A 17,690-nucleotide genomic window follows, 5' to 3' on the forward strand; every position below is an offset into this window, starting at 1 on the left:
CCTCACGGGGGCGCGTGGGACGGCCGGATCTCGCGGAGGCGGTCCAGGTGACGGATGACCGGGGTGGCGCTCGCGCCGTGCAGCAGGACGGAGAGCGCCACCGTGGTGGCGGTCAGCACCCACAGCTCGTGGGCCCGCGCCTCGAACCCGTGGTGCCCGAGCGCGTACGAGAGGTAGAAGAGGGAGCCGATGCCGCGCAGGCCGAAGACGGCGGCGACGACGCGTTCCCGGGGGCCGGTGACGAAGCCGATCTGCGCGATCCACCCCGTCAACGGGCGGACGACCACGATCAGGGCGAGGGCGAGCAGGACCGTCCGCCAGGTCAGCGCCTCGATCCCGGTGGTGACGAGGTAGCGGCCGAGGAGGAAGAGCAGGGCGGCCGTCAGGAGGCGCTCGACCTGCTCGGTGAATCCGTGCAGCACCTTGTGGTAGCCGTGGCCGCGCTCGGCGGCCCGGACGGTGCAGGCGGTGACGAAGACGGCCACGAAGCCGTAGCCGTGGGCGAGTTCGGTGATTCCGTAGGAGAGGAAGGTGGCCGCGAGCGCGACGAAGCCCTCCATGTGTTCGGACAGCCGGAGCGAGGAGGTCCCGGCCCTGAAGAACATCCAGCCGAGGAGCCGCCCGAGGATCACCCCGACCGCGACGGCGACGGCCGCCCTGGCCAGGAGGTCGACGCCGAACCAGCGCCCCCAGTCCACCTCCGTGAGGACGCCGCCCGCGCCGGCGAGCGCGAGGGCGGCGAGGACGAAGGGGAAGGCCAGTCCGTCGTTGAGGCCGGCTTCGGCGGTGAGCGTGAAGCGGACCTCGTCCTCGTCGTCCTCCTCGTCGGTCGGCTCCCCCACCCGCACCTCCGCCGCGAGCACCGGGTCGGTGGGTGAGAGGAGGGCTCCCGCGAGCAGCGCGGTGGCCGCCGGCCAGTCGAGGAGCCACCACGCGAGCGCGGTGGTCGCGGCGACGGTCAGGGGGAGGGTGATGCCGAGGAGCCGCCAGGGCCCGGCCCAGGCGCGCAGCCCGAAGCGCCGGTTCAGCGCGAGTCCGGCGCCCATCAGCGAGACGATCACGCAGATCTCGGTGACGTGCTCGATCCAGACCCGGTCCGCCACGGGGTCGACGTCGGGCAGGGGGATGGGCAGCAGGCCGGAGAGGGCTCCGGCCGCCAGGAACACCATGGGCATGGACAGGGGTTTGCCGCTGACGAGCCGCGGCACCACCGCCGCCGCCAGTGCTCCGAGGCCCAGAACCGCGAACGTTATGTCGGAAGGGGTCATGGAGTCCTTGTGTCGGCGTCCGCTTCGAGGCGTGCGCGTTGGGGAACGACGGTGTACTTGGGGTCCTCGGCCGAGGCGATGCCCGCGGCGAAGACGCCGAAGCGGGTGCAGGCGGAGCCCGCGAGCAGCGCCAGGCCGCTCGTCAGGGCCGCCGTCCGGCTCCGGCCGGCGAAGAGGGCGGCTCCCGCGGCCCCGCCGGCCGTCAGGACCCGCGCGGCGCGCAGGAGCCGGCCCGCGCGCCCGGTCTTCCAGGTCTCGGCGACGACGGGGCCGAGGCCGCGTTCGGCGGCCCGGCTCGCCAGCCCCTCCCCCACCGCGGCGAGGACGGCGGCGCGGCGCGCGGGCCCGTTCTCCCCGCGGGGCCCGGCCGCGAGCGCCATGCCGGAGGCGGCGGCGGTCGCGGACGCGGCGAAGAGGTAGGGCAGTTCGCGGTGTGCGCCGTGCCAGGCCGGGACGGCGGTGTCCGCGACGAGGACGGCGGTGTACGTGGTCAGGAGCGGTCCGAGGAGCGCCGCCGTGCCCGTGGCGGCGGCTCCGGCCCGGGGCATCCGGCCGGTCACCGCGCTGAGGGCGGCGCCCCCGGCGGCGGGGCCGTACGCGGACAGGAGCCAGGAGCCCATGCTCATCGGGGAGGTGGGCTTGGCCACGCGCAACATGTGGGTGAAGCGGGCGGGCCGGCCGAGGTCGTGGACGAGGGCGGCGGCGGAGAGGGAGACCGCCGCCAGGGACGAGACCTTGAGCGCCTTCGCGGTGGTCTCCCGGCCGGTGAGCTGGGCGCCGGCGGCAAGGACCGAGCCGGCTCCGGCGAGGCCGCCGAGGAACAGGTAGCCTGCGATGTCCCGCGCGGACCAGGAGGGGGCCTTGATGACCGGCTTGCCGTAGTACGAGGTGAACTCGGCCCGCTCCACCATCAGCCGCTCGCCGCGCCGTCGTCCGCTCATCGGGTCGCCTTCTTCCGTGCGAGGGCCGGCAGGGCGAACGTGACGGCGCAGCCGGCGAGGAGGGAGAGGGCGGCCGCGCCGGCGTGCCGCCACATGGAGGGGAGGTCGCGGGTGGTGACCCGCGGGTCGGGCGGGAGTCCGTAGACCTCGGGTTCGGCGAGCAGCAGGAAGAACGCGCCGTCGCCGCCGACCCCGTCCTCCGGGTCGTGGCCGTACAGACGGGCGCCCGTGACACCGGCCTCCCGCAGCTCCTCCACACGGGCGGCGGCGCGTTCGCGGAGGTCGTCGAGCGGTCCGAAGGCGATGGACTCGGTGGGGCACGCCTTGGCGCAGGCGGGTTCCTGTCCGGCGCCGAGCCGGTCGTAGCAGAGGGTGCACTTGAAGGCGCGGCCGTCCTCGGGGCGTTGCTCGATGACTCCGTACGGGCAGGCGGGGACGCAGTAGCCGCAGCCGTTGCAGATGTCCTCCTGGACGACGACCGTGCCGAACTCGGTGCGGAAGAGGGAGCCGGTGGGGCAGACGTCGAGACAGGCGGCGTGGGTGCAGTGCTTGCACACGTCCGACGACATCAGCCAGCGCAGTTCGCCGGGTCCGGTCTCCCCCGCCGTCCTCCCGGCGCCGTCGAGGGGGCGTCCGGCGGGGGCCTCCGGCCCGTCCGCGAGGGGCAGTTCGGTGCGGCCCTCGGGGGCCGGGACGCGCTGTTCGACGAAGGCGACGTGGCGCCAGGTGGAGGCGCCGAGGGCCTGGGTGTTGTCGTACGACATGCCGGTGAGGGCCATGCCGTCCTCGGGGATCGCGTTCCACTCCTTGCAGGCGACCTCGCACGCCTTGCAGCCGATGCAGATCGAGGTGTCGGTGAAGAAGCCGACGCGGGGCGGCGGGTCGGGGTGGCCCGCGTCGCCCGCCGGGTCGGGTTCGGGTCCACTGAGCCGGTTGCCGGAGAAGAGTCCGCTGTCGAAGAGGTTCACGGGCGGGGCTCCGTTCCGGTGGTGGCGGTGATGCCGGCGCGGCGCCGGTAGTCGGCGACGAGCGCGGGCAGTGCCGGGCCGCGGGGACGGCGGCCGGGGCGGATGTCGGCGGTCAGCGCCTTGTCCTCCTGGATGTGGGCGTCCGGGTCGAGGGCGATGGCGACGAGTTCGTTGGCCGCGTCGCCGGTGGCGATCCCGTTGGGCCCCCAGTGGAAGGGGAGGCCGATCTGGTGGACGGTGCGGCCGTGGACGGTCAGCGGGACGATCCGCTCGGTCACCATCACCCGGGCCTCGACGGCGTTGCGGGCGGTGATGATCGTGGCCCAGCCGCCGTGTTCGAGGCCGCGTTCCTCGGCGAGCCGGGGCGAGACCTCGCAGAAGAACTCCGGCTGGAGTTCGGAGAGGTAGGGCGACCAGCGGCTCATGCCGCCCGCGGTGAAGTGCTCGGTGAGGCGGTGGGTGGTGACGACGTACGGGTACACGTCGGCGCCGGGCTCCCCGCCGCTGGGGTGGTAGCGGTTGCCCTCGCGGCTCTTGAGCTGCCGCACGGGTGACCGGGAGCGGTCCGGGTGGAGGGCGTTGGTGAAGGGCGAGTCCTGTGGTTCGTAGTGCGTGGGCAGGGGCCCGTCCTCCAGGCCGGCGGGGGCGAAGAGCCAGCCCTTGCCGTCGGCCTGCATGATGAACGGGTCGTCGCCGCGCAGCGCGTCGGGTCCGGTCGCCTCTTCGGGGGGTACGTGGTCGGGCGGCAGGTCCGGGATGAAGTCGGGCACGTCGGGCCCGGTCCAGCGTCCGGCGTCGGCGTCCCAGCGGAGGTACGCCTTCCGTTCGCTCCACGGGGTGCCGTCCGGGGCGGCCGAGGCCCGGTTGTAGAGGATGCGCCGGTTGGCGGGCCAGGCCCAGGCCCAGTCGGCGGCCACCCAGTCCTGCTCCGTGTGGGGGGTGCGGCGGGCGGCCCGGTTGACGCCGTCCGCGTACACGCCGCAGTAGATCCAGCAGCCGCAGGCGGTGGAGCCGTCGTCCTTCAGCTGCGTGTAGGCGTCGAGCGGGGCGCCGTCGGGGCCGCGTCCGTTGATCTCGGCGAGCACGGCCTCGGCGATCGGTTCCTCCAGGGGGCCGTCGACGGGGTAGTCCCAGGTGAGGTCCTGGATCGCCCGGTCCATCGGGTCGTCGGAGGAGGCGAGGCGTTCCTTGACGCGGCGGCCGAGGTGGTAGGTGAACCAGAGGTCGCTGCGGGCGTCGCCGGCCGGTTCGACGGCGGCGTGGTGCCACTGGAGCCAGCGGTTGGTGTTGGTGAAGGAGCCGGACTTCTCCGTGTGGGCGGCGGCCGGGAAGAAGAAGACCTCGGTGCCGATGTCCTCCGTGCGCAGTTCGCCGGTCTCGATCTCGGGGCCGTCCTTCCACCAGGTGGCGGACTCGATCAGGGAGAAGTCGCGGACGACGAGCCAGTCGAGCTTCGCCATGCCCAGGCGCTGCAGGCGGGTGTTGGCGGAGCCGACGGCGGGGTTCTCGCCCATCAGGAAGTAGCCCTTGCAGACGCCGTCGAGCTGGGCCATGACCGTGTCGTAGGTGCTGTGGGAGCCCGTCAGGCGGGGCAGGTGGCCGAAGCAGAAGTCGTTCTCCGCCGTGGCGGCGTCACCGTAGTAGGACTTCATGAGGGAGACGAAGTACGCCCGCATGTTGCCCCAGAAGCCCTTCTCGGTGCGGCCGGCGTCGATGAAGTCGTCCAGCGTCTCGTGGGCGTGGGCGTGCGGCATCGGCAGGTAGCCGGGGAGCAGGTTGAAGAGGGTGGGGATGTCGCTGGAGCCCTGGATGGAGGCGTGGCCGCGCAGGGCCTGGATGCCGCCGCCGGGGCGGCCGATGTTGCCCAGGAGGAGCTGGAGGATGCTCGCCGCCCGGATGTACTGCGAGCCGGTGGTGTGCTGCGTCCAGCCCACGGCGTACACGAAGGCGCTGGTCCGTTCGCGGCCGGAGTTGGAGGTCAGGGCGGAGCAGACCTTGCGGAAGGTCTCCTGCGGGACGCCGCAGACCTCCTCGACGAACTCCGGGGTGTAGCGGGCGTAGTGGCGCTTGAGGATCTGGTAGACGCAGCGGGGGTGCTGGAGGGTGTCGTCCCGCCGGGGCCAGGGATGGGCCTGGGGCCCGCCGGAACCGTGGGCCTCGGACTCGACCGGTTCACCGGTCTCGCCGGTCTCCCCGTCCCGGCCGCTCTCCCCGCGCCGTCCGTACTGCTCGTCGACCTCTCCGGTGGGCTGCTGGACCCGGCCGCCCTCGTACTGCCAGGAGGCCGGGTCGTAGTGCCGGTTCTCCTCGTCGAGGCCGGAGAAGATCCCGCCGAGGTCCTCGGTGTCCCGGTAGTCCTCGCCGATCAGGGTGGCGGCGTTGGTGTAGGCGAGGACGTACTCGCGGAAGTCCTTCTCCTCGCTCAGGACGTGGTGGATGATCCCGCCGAGGAAGGCGATGTCGCTGCCGGCGCGGATCGGGACGTGGAGGTCGGCCAGGGCGCTGGTGCGGGTGAAGCGGGGGTCCACGTGGATGACGGTGGCGCCGCGCGCCTTGGCCTCGGTGACCCACTGGAAGCCGACGGGGTGGGCCTCGGCGTAGTTGGAGCCCTGGATGACGATGCAGTCGGCGTGCTGGAGGTCCTGCATGAAGGTGGTCGCGCCGCCCCGGCCGAAGCTGGTGCCGAGGCCGGAGACGGTCGCGCTGTGGCAGACCCGGGCCTGGTTCTCCACCTGGACCACCCCGAGTCCGGTGAAGAGCTTCTTGATGAGGTAGTTCTCCTCGTTGTCGAGGGTCGCCCCGCCCAGGCTGGCGATGCCCATCGTGCGGGCGGTGCGCACCCCCTCGTGCTCCCACTCCCAGGTGCGCCGCCGGGTCTCGATCACCCGGTCCGCGACCATCTCCATCGCCGTGTCGAGGTCGAGCCGCTCCCAGTCGGTCGCGTACGGGCGCCGGTACAGCACCTCGTGGCGGCGGGCGGAGCCCGTGGTGAGCTGGAGGGTCGCGGAGCCCTTGGGGCAGAGGCGGCCCCGGCTGATCGGGGAGTCCGGGTCGCCCTCGATCTGCACGACCCGGTCGTCCTTCACGTACACCTGCTGGCCGCAGCCGACGGCGCAGTAGGGACAGACGGAGGGGACGACCCGGTCGGCGGTCGCGGTCCGGGGACGCAGTCCCTCGGTGCGCGGCGAGGTGGCGGCCCGGCCGCGGCCGAGGGGGTCGGCGCCGGTGAGCTGGCGGTATACGGGCCAGCGGCGCAACGGTTCGAACGCACCCATCTCCGTGTCCTCACGTCCTGACGTTTTCGCGCCTTCGCGCCTTCGCGTCCCGGCGCCTTCGCGTCTCGCGTCCGGGGCCGGTCTCCCTGGCGAGCACGGCTCCGGTCCAGGCTGCCCCGGCGGCGGGACTCCCGCGACCCGGAGGGCGCGGCCCGGTGACGGCGGCCCGGCCGGGTCGCGGTCCGGGGCCGCCGGGAGCGTCCCGGGCGGGCCCGGGACCGTCCGGTCAGTCGGCCGGTTCGTCGGGGGCGGGCTGCTCGGGATCGACGCCGCCGGTCTCCGGACGGCCCCGGGGCCCCGTACCGGACTCCTCGGTGTCCGGCAGGCCGCCGTCGCCACCCGGAACCTGGGGAAGGGGGATGGCCGACGGGTCCTCGCCCTCGACGGCCTGCTGGTCCTCGCGGTCGCGGGGGATCGGTTCCTCCGACTCCCCCGGCGTGTGCGGCTCGCGCATCCTGGTCTCCTCTCACCGGCCGCGACGACGGCGGCCTCGTACGGAAGGCGGGGCGGTCCGGCGCCCCGGGCACGGCCCGGGGCGCCGCCACCGGGTCCGCTGCTACCTCCGGTGTCCGGAACGCCGCCGGCCAAACGTCCGGCGGCCTTGCCGTCAGCCCACCGGGGCCGACGCCTCCGCGCGGACGCGCTCCATGACGTAGCCGCTGCGCGGGAGGGTCGGCACGCGGCTCAGGGGGATCGACAGGTCCTGGTCGGGCACCTCGTGGGGCAGCCGGGCGAGCCGCGGGACCAGGGCGGCCAGGAGGGCGAGGGTGATGTCCTCCCCGGGGCAGCGGTGGCCCGCCGCCGGGTCGCCCCCGCCCTGCGGGACGAGGTCGTCGCGTCCGATCACCACGCCCTCCCGGGTGAACCGGGCCGGGTCGAAGGAGTACGGGTCCGGCCACAGGTCCGGGTCGTGGTCGTGGCCGTACAGGTCGAGGAGGACCAGGCTGCCCTCCGGGATGGTGACGCCGCCCCACTCGGTGTCGGTCGCGGCGAGGCCGCCGGTGAACGGCGCGAAGGGGTAGAAGCGGCGGACCTCCTGCGCGAAGCCCCAGGCGTGGTGCTCGTCCGCCGCGAGGAGCGCGCGGTGTTCGGGCCACCGGTGCAGGGCGTGGGCGGAGAAGGTGAGGAACCAGGCGACCGCGACCGTGGGGCGGAGGACGTTCAGGAGTTCCACGGCCGCCGTGTGCGGATCGAGCCGCCGGCCGTCGGCGTCCACGTGCGCGGCGACCGCCCGGGCGATCGTGGCGTGCTCCGGCTCCGGCGGGAGGCCGGCTCTCCGGAGTTCCCCGATCAGCCGGGCGAGCCGCCCTTCCTGGCGCTTCCTGGCCAGCCGGGCGCGGACGTGCCGGGGGCCCACGGAGGCGAAGCCGTCCACCATGGCCACGAGGTCCCGGGCGGTGGCCTCCTCCTCGTCCGCGGGCAGCGGGACCCCGGCCCAGTCGTGCACGGCCCGGGTCAGGACGCGGGCGGACTCGTGGAAGAGGACCACCCGGTCCCGCCCCCGCCAGTCGGCCTCCGCCCGGTCCCACTCCTCCTGGGCCTTTCGCGCGAGGGCCGCGACCCGCGCCGGGTCCTTGAGCGTGTCCAGGAAGAGGGCCTTGCGCGCGCGGTGCGCCTCTCCGTCGAGGGTGTGGACGGCTCCGCGCCCGAAGAGGGTGTCCAGGACGGGCCCCGGCATGGCGTCGTGCCGGCGGACGTGCCTCTCGTCGTAGAAGAAGTCCACCGCCTCCTTGCCGTGCAGCGCGGTCCCCCGCTTCCCGAGGAGCCGTACCGGCACGGCCGGGGCGTCGTGGGCCCGCCGGCGCAGGTCGGGGAGCCATGCGTACCCCTTGAGGAGCAGAGGCGCGGTGCTGTCGGGCAGGGGGGTGCGCGTGCGGCCGGTCGTGTCCTGGGGTGCCGTGTCGAGGATCTTCATGAAGGACGACTTCCACGAAGTCATGACTTCACACCGTTTCTCCGGCGGACGGGTGGGCCGCGCGGGGCCCGGTCAGCGGCCGGGGGTCAGCACCGCCTTGACCATGCCGTCCTCCTTGGCCTGGAACGTCTTGTACGCCTGGGGCGCGTCCTCCAGGGGCAGGGTGTGGGTGGCGAAGCCGTCGACGCCGAGCGGGTCGGCGTCGTCGAGGAGCGGCAGGATGTCCTTCACCCACCGCCAGACGTTGGCCTGGCCCATGCGGAGCTGGATCTGCTTGTCGAAGAGGCTGAACATCGGGACGGGGTCCACGGCGCCGCCGTAGACGCCGGACAGGCTGATGGTGCCGCCCCGGCGGACCACGTCCACCGCCGTGTCGAAGGCGGCCATGCTGTCCATGCCGGCCCTGGTCATCAGCTTCTTGCCGAGGGCGTCGGGGAGGAAGCCCGGGATCTTCTGGGCTGCCTTGGTGAGCGGGGCGCCGTGCGCCTCCATGCCGACGGCGTCGATGACCGCGTCCGTGCCCCGGCCGTCCGTGAGGTCGCGCACCCGGTCGCCGAGGCCGTCGCCGAGCTCCTTGAGGTCGAGCGCCTCGACGCCGCGGTCCCGGGCGCGCCGGAGCCGGTCGGGGACGAGGTCCACGCCGATGACCTTGCTCGCGCCCCGGTGGAGCGCGATGCGGGCGGCCATGTCGCCGATGGGGCCGAGCCCGAGGACGGTCACGGTGCCGCCGGGCGGGACGTCGGCGTAGGCCACGGCCTGCCAGGCGGTCGGCAGCACGTCGGAGAGGTAGAGGTACCGCTGGTCGGGGGCGTCCCCGGACACCTTGACGGGCAGCGTGTCACCGAAGGGGACCCGCATGAACTCCGCCTGGCCACCGGGAACCTGCCCGTAGAGCTTGGTGTACCCGAAGAGGGAGGCGCCGGTCCCGTACTCCCTGACCTGGGTGGTCTCGCACTGCGACTGGAGCCCCTGGCCGCACGTCCAGCACGTGCCGCAGGAGACGTTGAACGGCACCACCACCCGGTCCCCGGGCCTGAGGTTCCTCACCTCGGGGCCCACCTCCTCCACGATGCCCATGGGCTCGTGGCCGAGGATGTCGCCGGGGTCCAGGAAGGGCCCGAACACCTCGTACAGGTGCAGGTCCGAGCCGCAGATGCCGCTGGAGGTGACCCGGATGATCACGTCCGTCGGATCGACGATCCGGGGGTCGGGCACGGTGTCCACCCTGACGTCGCGGTGTCCGTGCCAGGTCAGCGCCCTCATGGTCAAACTCCTCACGTACGGCTGCCGGGGACAGGTCGCGGCTGCCCCGGACGGCGGGGTCGTATGCGCTCCCCGGCCACGGCGTCCGGGGGAACACCGGTAGCGGCGCGTCCTCGCGGGTAGCGGTCCCACGGGGGCCCGCCCGTGGCGGACGGCGGAAGACAGAAGAAGGAGGACGCGATGGCGGACACGCGGAAGGTGCGGGCGGGCAGGCGCACCGTCACCATCGGCCGTCCGGAGAAGGTGCTCTTCCCCGGGGACGGCATCACCAAGGCCGGTCTCGCGGAGTACTACCGGGCCGTGGCGCCGAGGATGCTGCCGCACCTGCGGGGCCGACCGCTGACGATGGAGCGGCATCCGAACGGCATCGGCGACCGGGGCTTCTTCCAGAAGGAGGTGCCGGACCACTTCCCGGACTGGGTGCGGCGTGCCGAGATGCCGAAGGAGGACGGGACCGTCACGTACGTCCTGGGCGAGGACGCGGCCACCCTGGTCCTCCTCGCCGACCAGGGCTGCGTGACCCTGCACCGGTGGCTGTCCAGGATGGACCGCCCGCACCACCCGGACCGGCTGGTCTTCGACCTCGACCCGGCCGGGGAGGAGTTCGCGCCGGTCCGGGAGGCCGCGCGGTGGCTCCGCGGCCTGCTGGACGAGGTGGGGCTGCCGTCGCTGCTCATGGCCACCGGTTCACGGGGCCTGCACGTCCTGGTGCCGCTGGACCGGAGCGCCCCCTTCGACGACGTGCGCGCCTTCGCCTCCGGCGTCGCCGGGGTGCTCGCCTCCCGCCACCCCGACCGGCTCACCACCGAGGTGCGCAAGAAGGCGCGGGAGGGGCGTCTGTACCTCGACGTCCAGCGCAACGCGTACGGGCAGACGGCCGTGGCCCCGTACACGGTGCGGTCCCGGCCGGGCGCGCCCGTGGCCGCCCCGCTGGACTGGGACGACCTGGACGACCCGGAACTCGACGCGCGCCGCTGGCGCCTCGCGGACGTCGACGCGCTCCTGGCGAGGAACGATCCGTGGAGCCCGGCCCCGCGCCCCCGCTCGCTCAGGGCGGCGGCGGACCGTCTCCGTCGTACGGATCGCCGTACCGGTCCCTGAGGGGGTCGTCACCGGGAGAACCGGGACCGGCGGAGGGCCCCCCGCCGCCGAACGGGCCCCCGTGGCCGAAGGGCCCCCCGTCGTCGAAGGGGCCCCCGTCGTCGAACGGGTCCTCGCCCCCGGGCGGCGCGAGCGCGATGCACTCCACGTCGATCCGGTCGGCGACCTCCGTCAGGGCGCCCGCCAGGACCGCCACCGTCTCCGGGGCGAGGCCGGGATCGTCTTCCTCGCCGGTCGACTCCAGCCACCCGGCCGCGAGGTGCCGGAGCAGCCCGGTCACCTCGTCGGCGGGAAGCACGAGGTGGCCGTCCGGCAGGAGCACCAGGGACATGGACGCGTTCATGAGGATCCGACCTCCGTGTCGCCGACGTGTATCGGGGTGGGCCGCCCGCGGGCCGGACGCACCCGGCCGCCTCCGGGCGGACGGCGGCCCGGCAGGACGCGTGCGCGGCTCACCGCCGGCCCGCCCGGAAGGGCCGGCGCGGGAGCGCGTGCGACGTGCCGATGCCGGTGTTCATGCCGTACACCTTCTCCCTCGTGTGGGGGAGGACGGTCCGGTGGCGGCCGTGTCCGGCCCGCCCGCCGCCGGGAAGGATCTCTTCCGGTCCTCCCCGCCCCTACCCGGCGCCGCGTGCCGTACGCGCGGGCCCGCGCTCCCGTGTGGGAGCGGTCGTCCCCCGTGCCGTCCCGGCCCGGAAAACCGGGCCGGCGGCCGTCACCGGTCCGGGGCGTCCGTGGTGTCCGCCGTGTCCGCCGTGGCTGCGGTGTCCGCCGTGTCCGCGCTCTCCAGGGCTTCGTCGGCGGAGCAGATGCGCGCCCCCATGTTGACCTCCATCATGCGCAGGGCGGCGTCGGCCAGGTCCTCGTGGATGTGGGCCACGGCGTCCCGGGGGATCGTGACCGAGAGGTGCCGGATGTGGGCGTCGAGGGCGGAGTAGAGCACGCACTGCTCCGTGACCTGTCCGCAGAGCACGAGGTGGTCCACGCCGAGCGTTCCCAGCAGGTAGGTGAGCGGCGTCTCGAAGAAGATCGAGTGGCGCGCCTTCACGACGAAGTAGGACGTCTCGTCCGGCCGGACCGGATCGACCAGGTCGGCGCGCGGGCCGTCGAGCGCCGCCTCCAGGATCTCCCCGTGGTGGGAGCGCCATTTCCCGAAGTTGTCGTTGACGTAGATCACCGGGAGGTCCCGCTTCCGGGCGCGCTCCAGGAGGCGTTCCACCGCGGGGAGGGCCCGTTCCACCGAGGGGACGAGGAGTTCCGCGTCGGGGTGGTCGTAGGCGTTGAGCATGTCGATGATCACGAGGGCGGTCTTCGTCATGCTCCCCAAGTAACCAGATCTCCGGCCCGCACGCGTGTTCAGCCGCCTGCCGGGGAGCGTCCGCCGAGCGCGTCCTCCCGGTACTGGCGGGGGGTCGTCCCGAAGGCCCGGCGGAAGGAGCGGGTGAAGTCGGCCGGCCGGGGGAAGCCCCAGCGCGCCGCGACGGCCTGGACGGTGACGTCCCGGAGGGCGGGGTCGGCCAGGTCCCTGCGGCACTGCTCCAGACGGCGGCGCCTGATGTACGCGGCGACCGTTTCGCCCCGCTGCTGGAAGACGCGGTGGAGGTAGCGGACGGAGATGCCGTGGACCCCGGCGACGGCGGGCGGGGTGAGGTCCGGGCTGCCCAGGTGGCCGTCGATGAACGAGGTGATCCGGAGGAAGAGGACCTCCTGCCGGGATTCCCCGGGCACGGCGCGTTCCCGGTCGGCGTGATGGGCCAGGAGGGTCACCGCCAGGTCCACGAGGGTGGTGCCGAGGCGGGCCAGGTCGCCGGGGGTGCACCGGTCCTGCTCCTCGACGAGTCCGGTCACGAACCGGGCGTACAGGCTGCCGACCCCCTCCCTGCCGGACAGGGGGGTGGCGAGGAGCCCGCCGATGTGACGGCCCTGGAGGGGGACCATGCTCTTCGGGAACTGCAGCAGCACCGAGTCCGCCGCTCCCCCGTCCGTCTCGGCGCGGGCGTCGAACGGGAGGGAACTGTCGTAGAGCACCAGGTCCCCCGGCACGAGGAGGGCGCTGCGCCGGTCCTGTTCGATCGCCTGGCGCCCGGAGGTGATCAGGGCGAGCTGGTACTGCTCCGGGTCGCTCTTCCGGATCAGCGCGGGGCTGCGCTGGGAGACGAGCTCCGAGTACGACATCACCGTCAGGTCCGCCGCCCCGAGCGACACCCCGCGCAGGCGGCCGCCGAACCGCTCCGGGTCCGTGAAGCGGAACCTGGTCGGCACCAGGGCGAGGGCCGTGGTCTCCACCCAGGCGTCGATCCGTTCGTGGACGGGCAGCTCGAAGCTGTCGAAGATCGTCTGCATGCCGGCCCTCCCCCTGGCTCGTACGGTTCGCCCCCGCGATCCGCGCACCCCGGGCCAAGTGCACGGTGTGCCAACTGTAGTGCGCCGAATGCTAAGGACAAGCCCGTCCATGATCAGGCAGGCTCGGAACCGGGATGCGGAGCGCGGGGGTGCGCACTCCGGAACGGGTCCGGGCGGAGAGAGGCCCGGCTCCGGACCCGGGGTGCGGAACGCGCACCCCGGTGGGACGAAAGTGGAGAGTGGCTCATGACGAGCAACGGGGAACGGCCGCAGGAGCCGACGAGTTACGGGCTCCGACCGCCGGTTCCCGCGCCGCGGCCCGGCGATCCGGCCCGGCCGGCGCCCGCCGCGCCGCCGGGGTTCGGGACCCCGGTCGCGCCCGGCGCCCCGGCGGCCGAAACGGCCCCCCGGGCGCCGGAGCGCCCCCCGGGGGCGTCCGGGCGGGGTCCGGCGGAGCACGGGGGTGCCGCCGGCCCGCGCCCGGGGACGAAGGACGGCTCCCCGCCGGACACCGGGGCGGGCCGCCTCGTGGGCGGCCGCTACCGCCTGCTCGAACGGCTGGGCGCGGGCGGCATGGGCACGGTGTGGCGCGCACGCGACGAGGCCGTCGACCGCGACGTGGCCGTCAAGGAGCCCCGGGTCCCGGAGCACTTCTCCGCCGCGGAACGCGGCACCGCCCATCAGCGCATGCAGCGGGAGGCGCGGGCCGCGGCGCGGATCGACCACCCGTGCGTCGTCACCATCCACGACGTCGTCATGGAGGACGACCGGCCGTGGATCGTGATGGAGCTCCTGCGCGGAAGGTCGCTCGCCGAGATCCTCGACGAAGGCACCCTGGAGCCCCGGGAGGCGGCGCGGATCGGGCAGGCCGTCCTCGGCGCGCTCCACGCCGCCCACGAGGCCGGGGTCCTGCACCGGGACGTCAAGCCCGGCAACGTGATGGTCTGCCACCACCACCGGGTCGTCCTGACCGACTTCGGGATAGCCCAGGTGGAGGGCGAGCAGAAGCTCACCGAGACCGGGGCCTTCATCGGCTCCCCCGAGTACATCGCCCCCGAGCGGGTCCTGGGGCGCCGGCCGGGCCCGGAGTCCGACCTGTGGTCGCTCGGGATCATGCTCTACCAGGCGGTCGAGGGCGTGTCGCCGTTCCGCCGGCAGACCACTCCCTCGACCCTCCAGGCGATCCTGCTCTCGGAACTTCCGCCGCCGCAGCGTTCGGGCGAGATGACGGGGCTGATCACCGGACTGCTGCGCAAGGAGCCGGAGAACCGGCTCACCGCCCAGGCGGCGCAGCCCCTCCTGGGCGCCCTCGCCGCTCCTCCGTCCCGCCCCGTCCCCGAGAGGACGCCCACCGTCCTGGCGACGGGGACGGCGACGGAGACCGGCGGTCCTCCCGCTCCGCCCCTGGTCCGGTTCGCCCGGAGCCGCCGGGGGATCGCGGTCGGCGCGGCCGTCGCCCTGGCCCTGATCGCCGCCCTGGTGTTCCGGTTGACGGGCGACAAGGTGCCCGAGGGCTGGAAGCGGTACGACGAGTACCGGATGCGGCTGTCCGTCGCGGCCCCGTCCGACTGGAAGATCACCGTGTGGGAGGACCTGGACCCCACGAAGGAGGCGTACCGCAGCACGCGGTACACCTCGCCCAAGGGCGACCTGTGGATGGAGGTGGTCAGGAAGGAGAAGGCCACCGAGACCCCCCTGGCCATCGTGGACCGGTGGAAGAAGGAGCACGAGACGGCCTCCGTGCCGTCCGGGGGCACCGCCAGTGTCGCCGCGGTGGAACCGGCCACCCACCAGGGCCGTGACGCGGCGTTCCTCACCGAGAGCTACAGCAAGGAGGGCGAGGGCACGCCGCGGCGGCTGCACAAGGTCCTCGTCGTGGTCACGTCCCGGCAGGACCGCCTCAGCCTGGAGGTGGACGTGCCCGCGGGGGACGGCGCGGAGAAGACCGTCACGGACCTCATGAACAAGGCGCGCGCGACCTTCGAGATCCGGGACCTGTGACCCGGCACCCGTGACCCGTTCCCGGGGAATCGGGCGGGGATCCGTTGGGGGTCGTGCGGAGAGCGGCACGGGGCCGCCTCGTACGGGGCGGTTCGCCGAGTGCGGCCCGCGCGGTGCGGACAGCGGCGGGGCCGGTCACGGACCATCGTCCGTGACCGGCCCCGCGCCCGTTCAGCGCTGTCCGGGGACCCCGGGACCGGCCGGGGGAACCGGCGGGGTCCCGAAGCCGGGCGAGGAGGTGCCGGACGGCCCCTGGGCGTCCGCCGGGCCCGCCGCGTCCGAGGGCCGGACGCGGCCGCGCCAGCCGCCGGTCGCCCGTCCGCGCTCCTCGATGAACTCCTTGAACCGCTTGAGGTCGCCCTTGACCCGCAGGTCCAGGATGCCGAGGGCGTCGCCGGCCTTCTCCACCACGCCCTCCGGCTCCACCTCCATGGCGAGCCGGACCCGGGTGCGGTCCTCGTCGAGGCGCTGGAAGGTCACGACGCCCTTCTGCCGGACCTCGCCGCCCACGGTGCGCCACGCGACGCGCTCGTCCGGCAGCTGGTCGACGATCTCGGTGTCGAACTCGCGCCGCACCCCGGCCACCTTGGTCCGCCAGTGGGTGTGGCGGTCGTCGATCTGCCGGATCTCCTCCACTCCTTCCATGAAGTGGGGGAACTCCTCGAACTGCGTCCACTGGTCGTACACGTTCCGCACCGGAACGTCCACATCGATGGTCTGCTCGACCGTACTCACGGGTCGGCCTCCTCCGTGTCGTCGTGGCTCGTCTGTGGTCGTGGCCCGCGTACCCGGCCTTCCCCGTCCCAATCGGGAGGCGGCCGCGCGGACCCCGGACGGGAAAGGTGCAGGCAGGCGCGTTCCTTGCATAATGGGGGTGGCAGTCCCCCGTCGAGCTGCCTCGGGCTGGACACAGGGCGCCCGGCGAAGAGCGGCCCCGCGGGCCGGCTCACGCGAGGAAGCGGCGCCCACGGTGCCCCTCCCGATCCCCGTGAACCTCTCACCGTGCGCCGCACCGGGGCCGTTCGCCGGTCCCTCCCCACCGATCACGGCCCTGCGCCGCGCCCACGGCGCCCGCCAGGTCCGGGAGGTAGACCATGCTCATGAGCCACGCCTTCGAGGACGGCACCCTGCGCCTGAGACTCCTGCGCGAGCTCGACGTCACCAGCCGCGCCGCGGCGGCCCTGGAGATCGAGGCGATCGTCTCCGCCTACCGCCCCGCCCGGGTGTTCCTGGAGTTCCCGTCGGCCTGCCCGTCCCCCGCCTCGTTCAGCGCGCTCGCCAGGGCGCGAAGGATGTGCGCGAGCCTCGGCATCCCCCTGACGGCGAGCGGTCCGGCCGCCGCCCCGCTCCAGGCGCCAGGGAGCGCGCCTCCCGCCGTGAGCGCCTGAGGGGCCGGCGTACGACGTGCGCCCGGGGGCCGTGAGTTCTCACGGCCCCCGGGCGCGCCGGTTCGGGTCTTCCCTACGCGTCCTCGTGGCGACCGCCCGAGATCTCGTCCCCGTCGGCGCCGTCGCTCTCGCCCGCCTCGCCGACGACCGCGTCGGCCGCCTCCTCGCGTGCCTCCCGGTCGCCGCTCTCTCCGGGAGCCTCGGAGGGCGGAGTGGTGCGCGGGTCCGATTCTTCGTTCCGGTGGTGGGTCATCTGGCACTCCCTGGTCTCGTTCGGGGCGGTGGACACGGTGCGGACGCGAGGCGGTGGGCCGGTCGGGCCCTGCCGGCCCCGGGGTGACGGCGGCGCCCCTCGGGGTCCCGGGCCTCTCGTCGGGCTCCCGGCGGGCCGGGGCCCGCACGGCTCCGCCCGCACGGCGGGAGCCGCGGGCCGGAACGGACCGGCGGGGACGGGGCGCGGACCGGGGCGACGGCGCTCGGGTCTCGTGTCCATGGGTCTGCCGCTACCCCGCGCCGAGGACGTTATGTCGTACGGGCGGCCCGTGTCGCGCGTTTGCCGGGCGGCCATCGGGGGACACGGGGTCCCCCCGGGCCGCCTCTCCGAGGGGCCCGGGCGACAGGGCGCTTCCGGGAACGGGGGGTGCGGGGACGCGTCCTTTCCGCGTCCCGCCCCTCACCGCCCCTTCCGGGAGTTCACCGTGGCCGACACCGACGGTTTCACCGACGCGCTCGACTATCCGATGTACGTCGTGACGGCCTCGGCCGGGAACGACCGGTCGGGCTGTCTGGTGGGGTTCGCCTCCCAGTGCTCGATCGACCCGCTCCGCTTCGTGGTGTGGCTCTCCACCGCCAACCACACCTGCCGCGTCGCCCACCGCGCCACCCACCTGGCGGTCCACGTCCTGCGGAGCGACCAGAAGGGGACGGCGGCGTGGTTCGGGGAGCGGACGGGCGACGACACCGACACGTTCGCCGGGGTGGACTGGCGGCCGGGGCCGGGCGGAGCACCGGTCCTCACCGACTCCTGCGCCTGGTTCGTCGGCCGAATCGCCGGGCGCGTCGGGGGCGGGGACCACGTCGGCTTCCTGCTCGCCCCCGTCGAACAGGGCCCGCCCGACACGGTCCGGCCGCCGCTCCTCCGGTTCGGTGACGTCGTGGACCTCACGCCCGGACATCCGGCCTGAGCCCACCGGCCGTCCCCTCCGGGCGCGGGCCTCCTCGCCCGTA

16 protein-coding genes are annotated in these 17,690 nt (G+C 74.2%); 4 read left to right on the top strand and 12 right to left on the bottom strand.

Features of this window, described 5'->3' with window-relative positions; genetic code table 11:
• Positions 1–2: 2 nt before the first annotated feature.
• From ACZ6AQ_RS27565 to ACZ6AQ_RS27595, 7 genes are all read right to left on the bottom strand, one after another.
• On the bottom strand, positions 3–1,268 hold the full coding sequence (locus ACZ6AQ_RS27565) for a cation:proton antiporter (protein WP_468763330.1): 1,266 nt from the start codon (positions 1,266–1,268) through the stop codon (positions 3–5).
• Positions 1,265–2,209 carry an NrfD/PsrC family molybdoenzyme membrane anchor subunit gene (gene nrfD / locus ACZ6AQ_RS27570; protein ID WP_468763332.1) on the bottom strand — a complete coding sequence of 315 codons (945 nt, stop codon included), beginning with the start codon at positions 2,207–2,209 and terminating at the stop codon, positions 1,265–1,267. Before nrfD ends, ACZ6AQ_RS27565 begins: the two co-directional genes overlap by 4 nt.
• Positions 2,206–3,177 (bottom strand): 4Fe-4S dicluster domain-containing protein, encoded by a 972-nt coding sequence (locus ACZ6AQ_RS27575; protein ID WP_468763334.1) that lies wholly within the window; start codon positions 3,175–3,177, stop codon positions 2,206–2,208. The genes nrfD and ACZ6AQ_RS27575 overlap by 4 nt, the downstream gene beginning before the upstream one ends.
• Entirely contained in the window at positions 3,174–6,452 is a 3,279-nt protein-coding gene (gene fdh / locus ACZ6AQ_RS27580; protein WP_468763336.1) for a formate dehydrogenase, read from the bottom strand. The genes ACZ6AQ_RS27575 and fdh overlap by 4 nt, the downstream gene beginning before the upstream one ends.
• Positions 6,453–6,678: 226 nt before the next feature.
• Entirely contained in the window at positions 6,679–6,906 is a 228-nt protein-coding gene (locus tag ACZ6AQ_RS27585; RefSeq protein ID WP_388698010.1) for a hypothetical protein, read from the bottom strand.
• Between the two features lie 153 nt (positions 6,907–7,059).
• A complete protein-coding gene (locus ACZ6AQ_RS27590) occupies positions 7,060–8,313 on the bottom strand; it encodes a cytochrome P450 (protein ID WP_468763371.1) in 1,254 nt (417 codons plus the stop codon).
• 126 nt (positions 8,314–8,439) lie between these two features.
• Positions 8,440–9,630, bottom strand: a complete 1,191-nt coding sequence (locus ACZ6AQ_RS27595) for a zinc-dependent alcohol dehydrogenase (protein WP_388698012.1) — start codon at positions 9,628–9,630, stop codon at positions 8,440–8,442.
• A gap of 180 nt (positions 9,631–9,810) precedes the next feature.
• On the opposite strand from ACZ6AQ_RS27595, the gene ligD reads away from it, so the two are divergent.
• A complete protein-coding gene (ligD, locus tag ACZ6AQ_RS27600; RefSeq protein WP_468763338.1) occupies positions 9,811–10,731 on the top strand; it encodes a non-homologous end-joining DNA ligase in 921 nt (306 codons plus the stop codon).
• On the opposite strand, the gene ACZ6AQ_RS27605 is transcribed toward ligD, so the two are convergent.
• The 3 genes from ACZ6AQ_RS27605 to ACZ6AQ_RS27615 form a co-directional block, all read right to left on the bottom strand.
• Positions 10,679–11,074, bottom strand: a complete 396-nt coding sequence (locus ACZ6AQ_RS27605) for a DUF6213 family protein (RefSeq protein ID WP_468763340.1) — start codon at positions 11,072–11,074, stop codon at positions 10,679–10,681. The genes ligD and ACZ6AQ_RS27605 overlap by 53 nt on opposite strands.
• 372 nt (positions 11,075–11,446) lie before the next feature.
• Positions 11,447–12,049 (bottom strand): cysteine hydrolase family protein, encoded by a 603-nt coding sequence (locus ACZ6AQ_RS27610; RefSeq protein WP_468763342.1) that lies wholly within the window; start codon positions 12,047–12,049, stop codon positions 11,447–11,449.
• Between the two features lie 38 nt (positions 12,050–12,087).
• On the bottom strand, positions 12,088–13,074 hold the full coding sequence (locus ACZ6AQ_RS27615; protein ID WP_468763344.1) for an AraC-like ligand-binding domain-containing protein: 987 nt from the start codon (positions 13,072–13,074) through the stop codon (positions 12,088–12,090).
• A 528-nt stretch (positions 13,075–13,602) separates the two neighbouring features.
• On the opposite strand from ACZ6AQ_RS27615, the gene ACZ6AQ_RS27620 reads away from it, so the two are divergent.
• On the top strand, positions 13,603–15,075 hold the full coding sequence (locus ACZ6AQ_RS27620) for a serine/threonine-protein kinase (protein WP_468763346.1): 1,473 nt from the start codon (positions 13,603–13,605) through the stop codon (positions 15,073–15,075).
• Positions 15,076–15,246: 171 nt separating this feature from the next.
• Here the strand turns inward: ACZ6AQ_RS27620 and ACZ6AQ_RS27625 are convergent, their stop codons facing one another.
• Positions 15,247–15,810, bottom strand: coding sequence for an SRPBCC family protein (locus tag ACZ6AQ_RS27625; RefSeq protein WP_468763347.1), 564 nt, complete (start codon positions 15,808–15,810; stop codon positions 15,247–15,249).
• A gap of 359 nt (positions 15,811–16,169) precedes the next feature.
• Between ACZ6AQ_RS27625 and ACZ6AQ_RS27630 the strand changes: the two genes are divergently transcribed.
• Positions 16,170–16,463, top strand: a complete 294-nt coding sequence (locus tag ACZ6AQ_RS27630; protein ID WP_468763349.1) for a hypothetical protein — start codon at positions 16,170–16,172, stop codon at positions 16,461–16,463.
• A 73-nt stretch (positions 16,464–16,536) separates the two neighbouring features.
• On the opposite strand, the gene ACZ6AQ_RS27635 is transcribed toward ACZ6AQ_RS27630, so the two are convergent.
• On the bottom strand, positions 16,537–16,716 hold the full coding sequence (locus ACZ6AQ_RS27635; protein ID WP_468763351.1) for a hypothetical protein: 180 nt from the start codon (positions 16,714–16,716) through the stop codon (positions 16,537–16,539).
• Positions 16,717–17,161: 445 nt separating this feature from the next.
• Here ACZ6AQ_RS27635 and ACZ6AQ_RS27640 point away from each other — a divergent pair, with 445 nt between their 5' ends.
• Positions 17,162–17,647 (top strand): flavin reductase family protein, encoded by a 486-nt coding sequence (locus ACZ6AQ_RS27640; protein ID WP_468763352.1) that lies wholly within the window; start codon positions 17,162–17,164, stop codon positions 17,645–17,647.
• Positions 17,648–17,690 lie beyond the last annotated feature (43 nt).

The organism is Streptomyces sp. NPDC041191 (assembly GCF_055591945.1).

Bases quoted from the DNA above. Each gene is read 5' to 3' on its own strand.
- ACZ6AQ_RS27565 (WP_468763330.1), bottom strand. From the start codon at position 1,268: ATGACCCCTTCCGACATAACGTTCGCGGTTCTGGGCCTCGGAGCACTG.
- nrfD (WP_468763332.1), bottom strand. From the start codon at position 2,209: ATGAGCGGACGACGGCGCGGCGAGCGGCTGATGGTGGAGCGGGCCGAG.
- fdh (WP_468763336.1), bottom strand. From the start codon at position 6,452: ATGGGTGCGTTCGAACCGTTGCGCCGCTGGCCCGTATACCGCCAGCTC.
- ACZ6AQ_RS27585 (WP_388698010.1), bottom strand. From the start codon at position 6,906: ATGCGCGAGCCGCACACGCCGGGGGAGTCGGAGGAACCGATCCCCCGC.
- ACZ6AQ_RS27595 (WP_388698012.1), bottom strand. From the start codon at position 9,630: ATGAGGGCGCTGACCTGGCACGGACACCGCGACGTCAGGGTGGACACC.
- ligD (WP_468763338.1), top strand. From the start codon at position 9,811: ATGGCGGACACGCGGAAGGTGCGGGCGGGCAGGCGCACCGTCACCATC.
- ACZ6AQ_RS27605 (WP_468763340.1), bottom strand. From the start codon at position 11,074: ATGAACGCGTCCATGTCCCTGGTGCTCCTGCCGGACGGCCACCTCGTG.
- ACZ6AQ_RS27610 (WP_468763342.1), bottom strand. From the start codon at position 12,049: ATGACGAAGACCGCCCTCGTGATCATCGACATGCTCAACGCCTACGAC.
- ACZ6AQ_RS27615 (WP_468763344.1), bottom strand. From the start codon at position 13,074: ATGCAGACGATCTTCGACAGCTTCGAGCTGCCCGTCCACGAACGGATC.
- ACZ6AQ_RS27630 (WP_468763349.1), top strand. From the start codon at position 16,170: ATGCTCATGAGCCACGCCTTCGAGGACGGCACCCTGCGCCTGAGACTC.
- ACZ6AQ_RS27635 (WP_468763351.1), bottom strand. From the start codon at position 16,716: ATGACCCACCACCGGAACGAAGAATCGGACCCGCGCACCACTCCGCCC.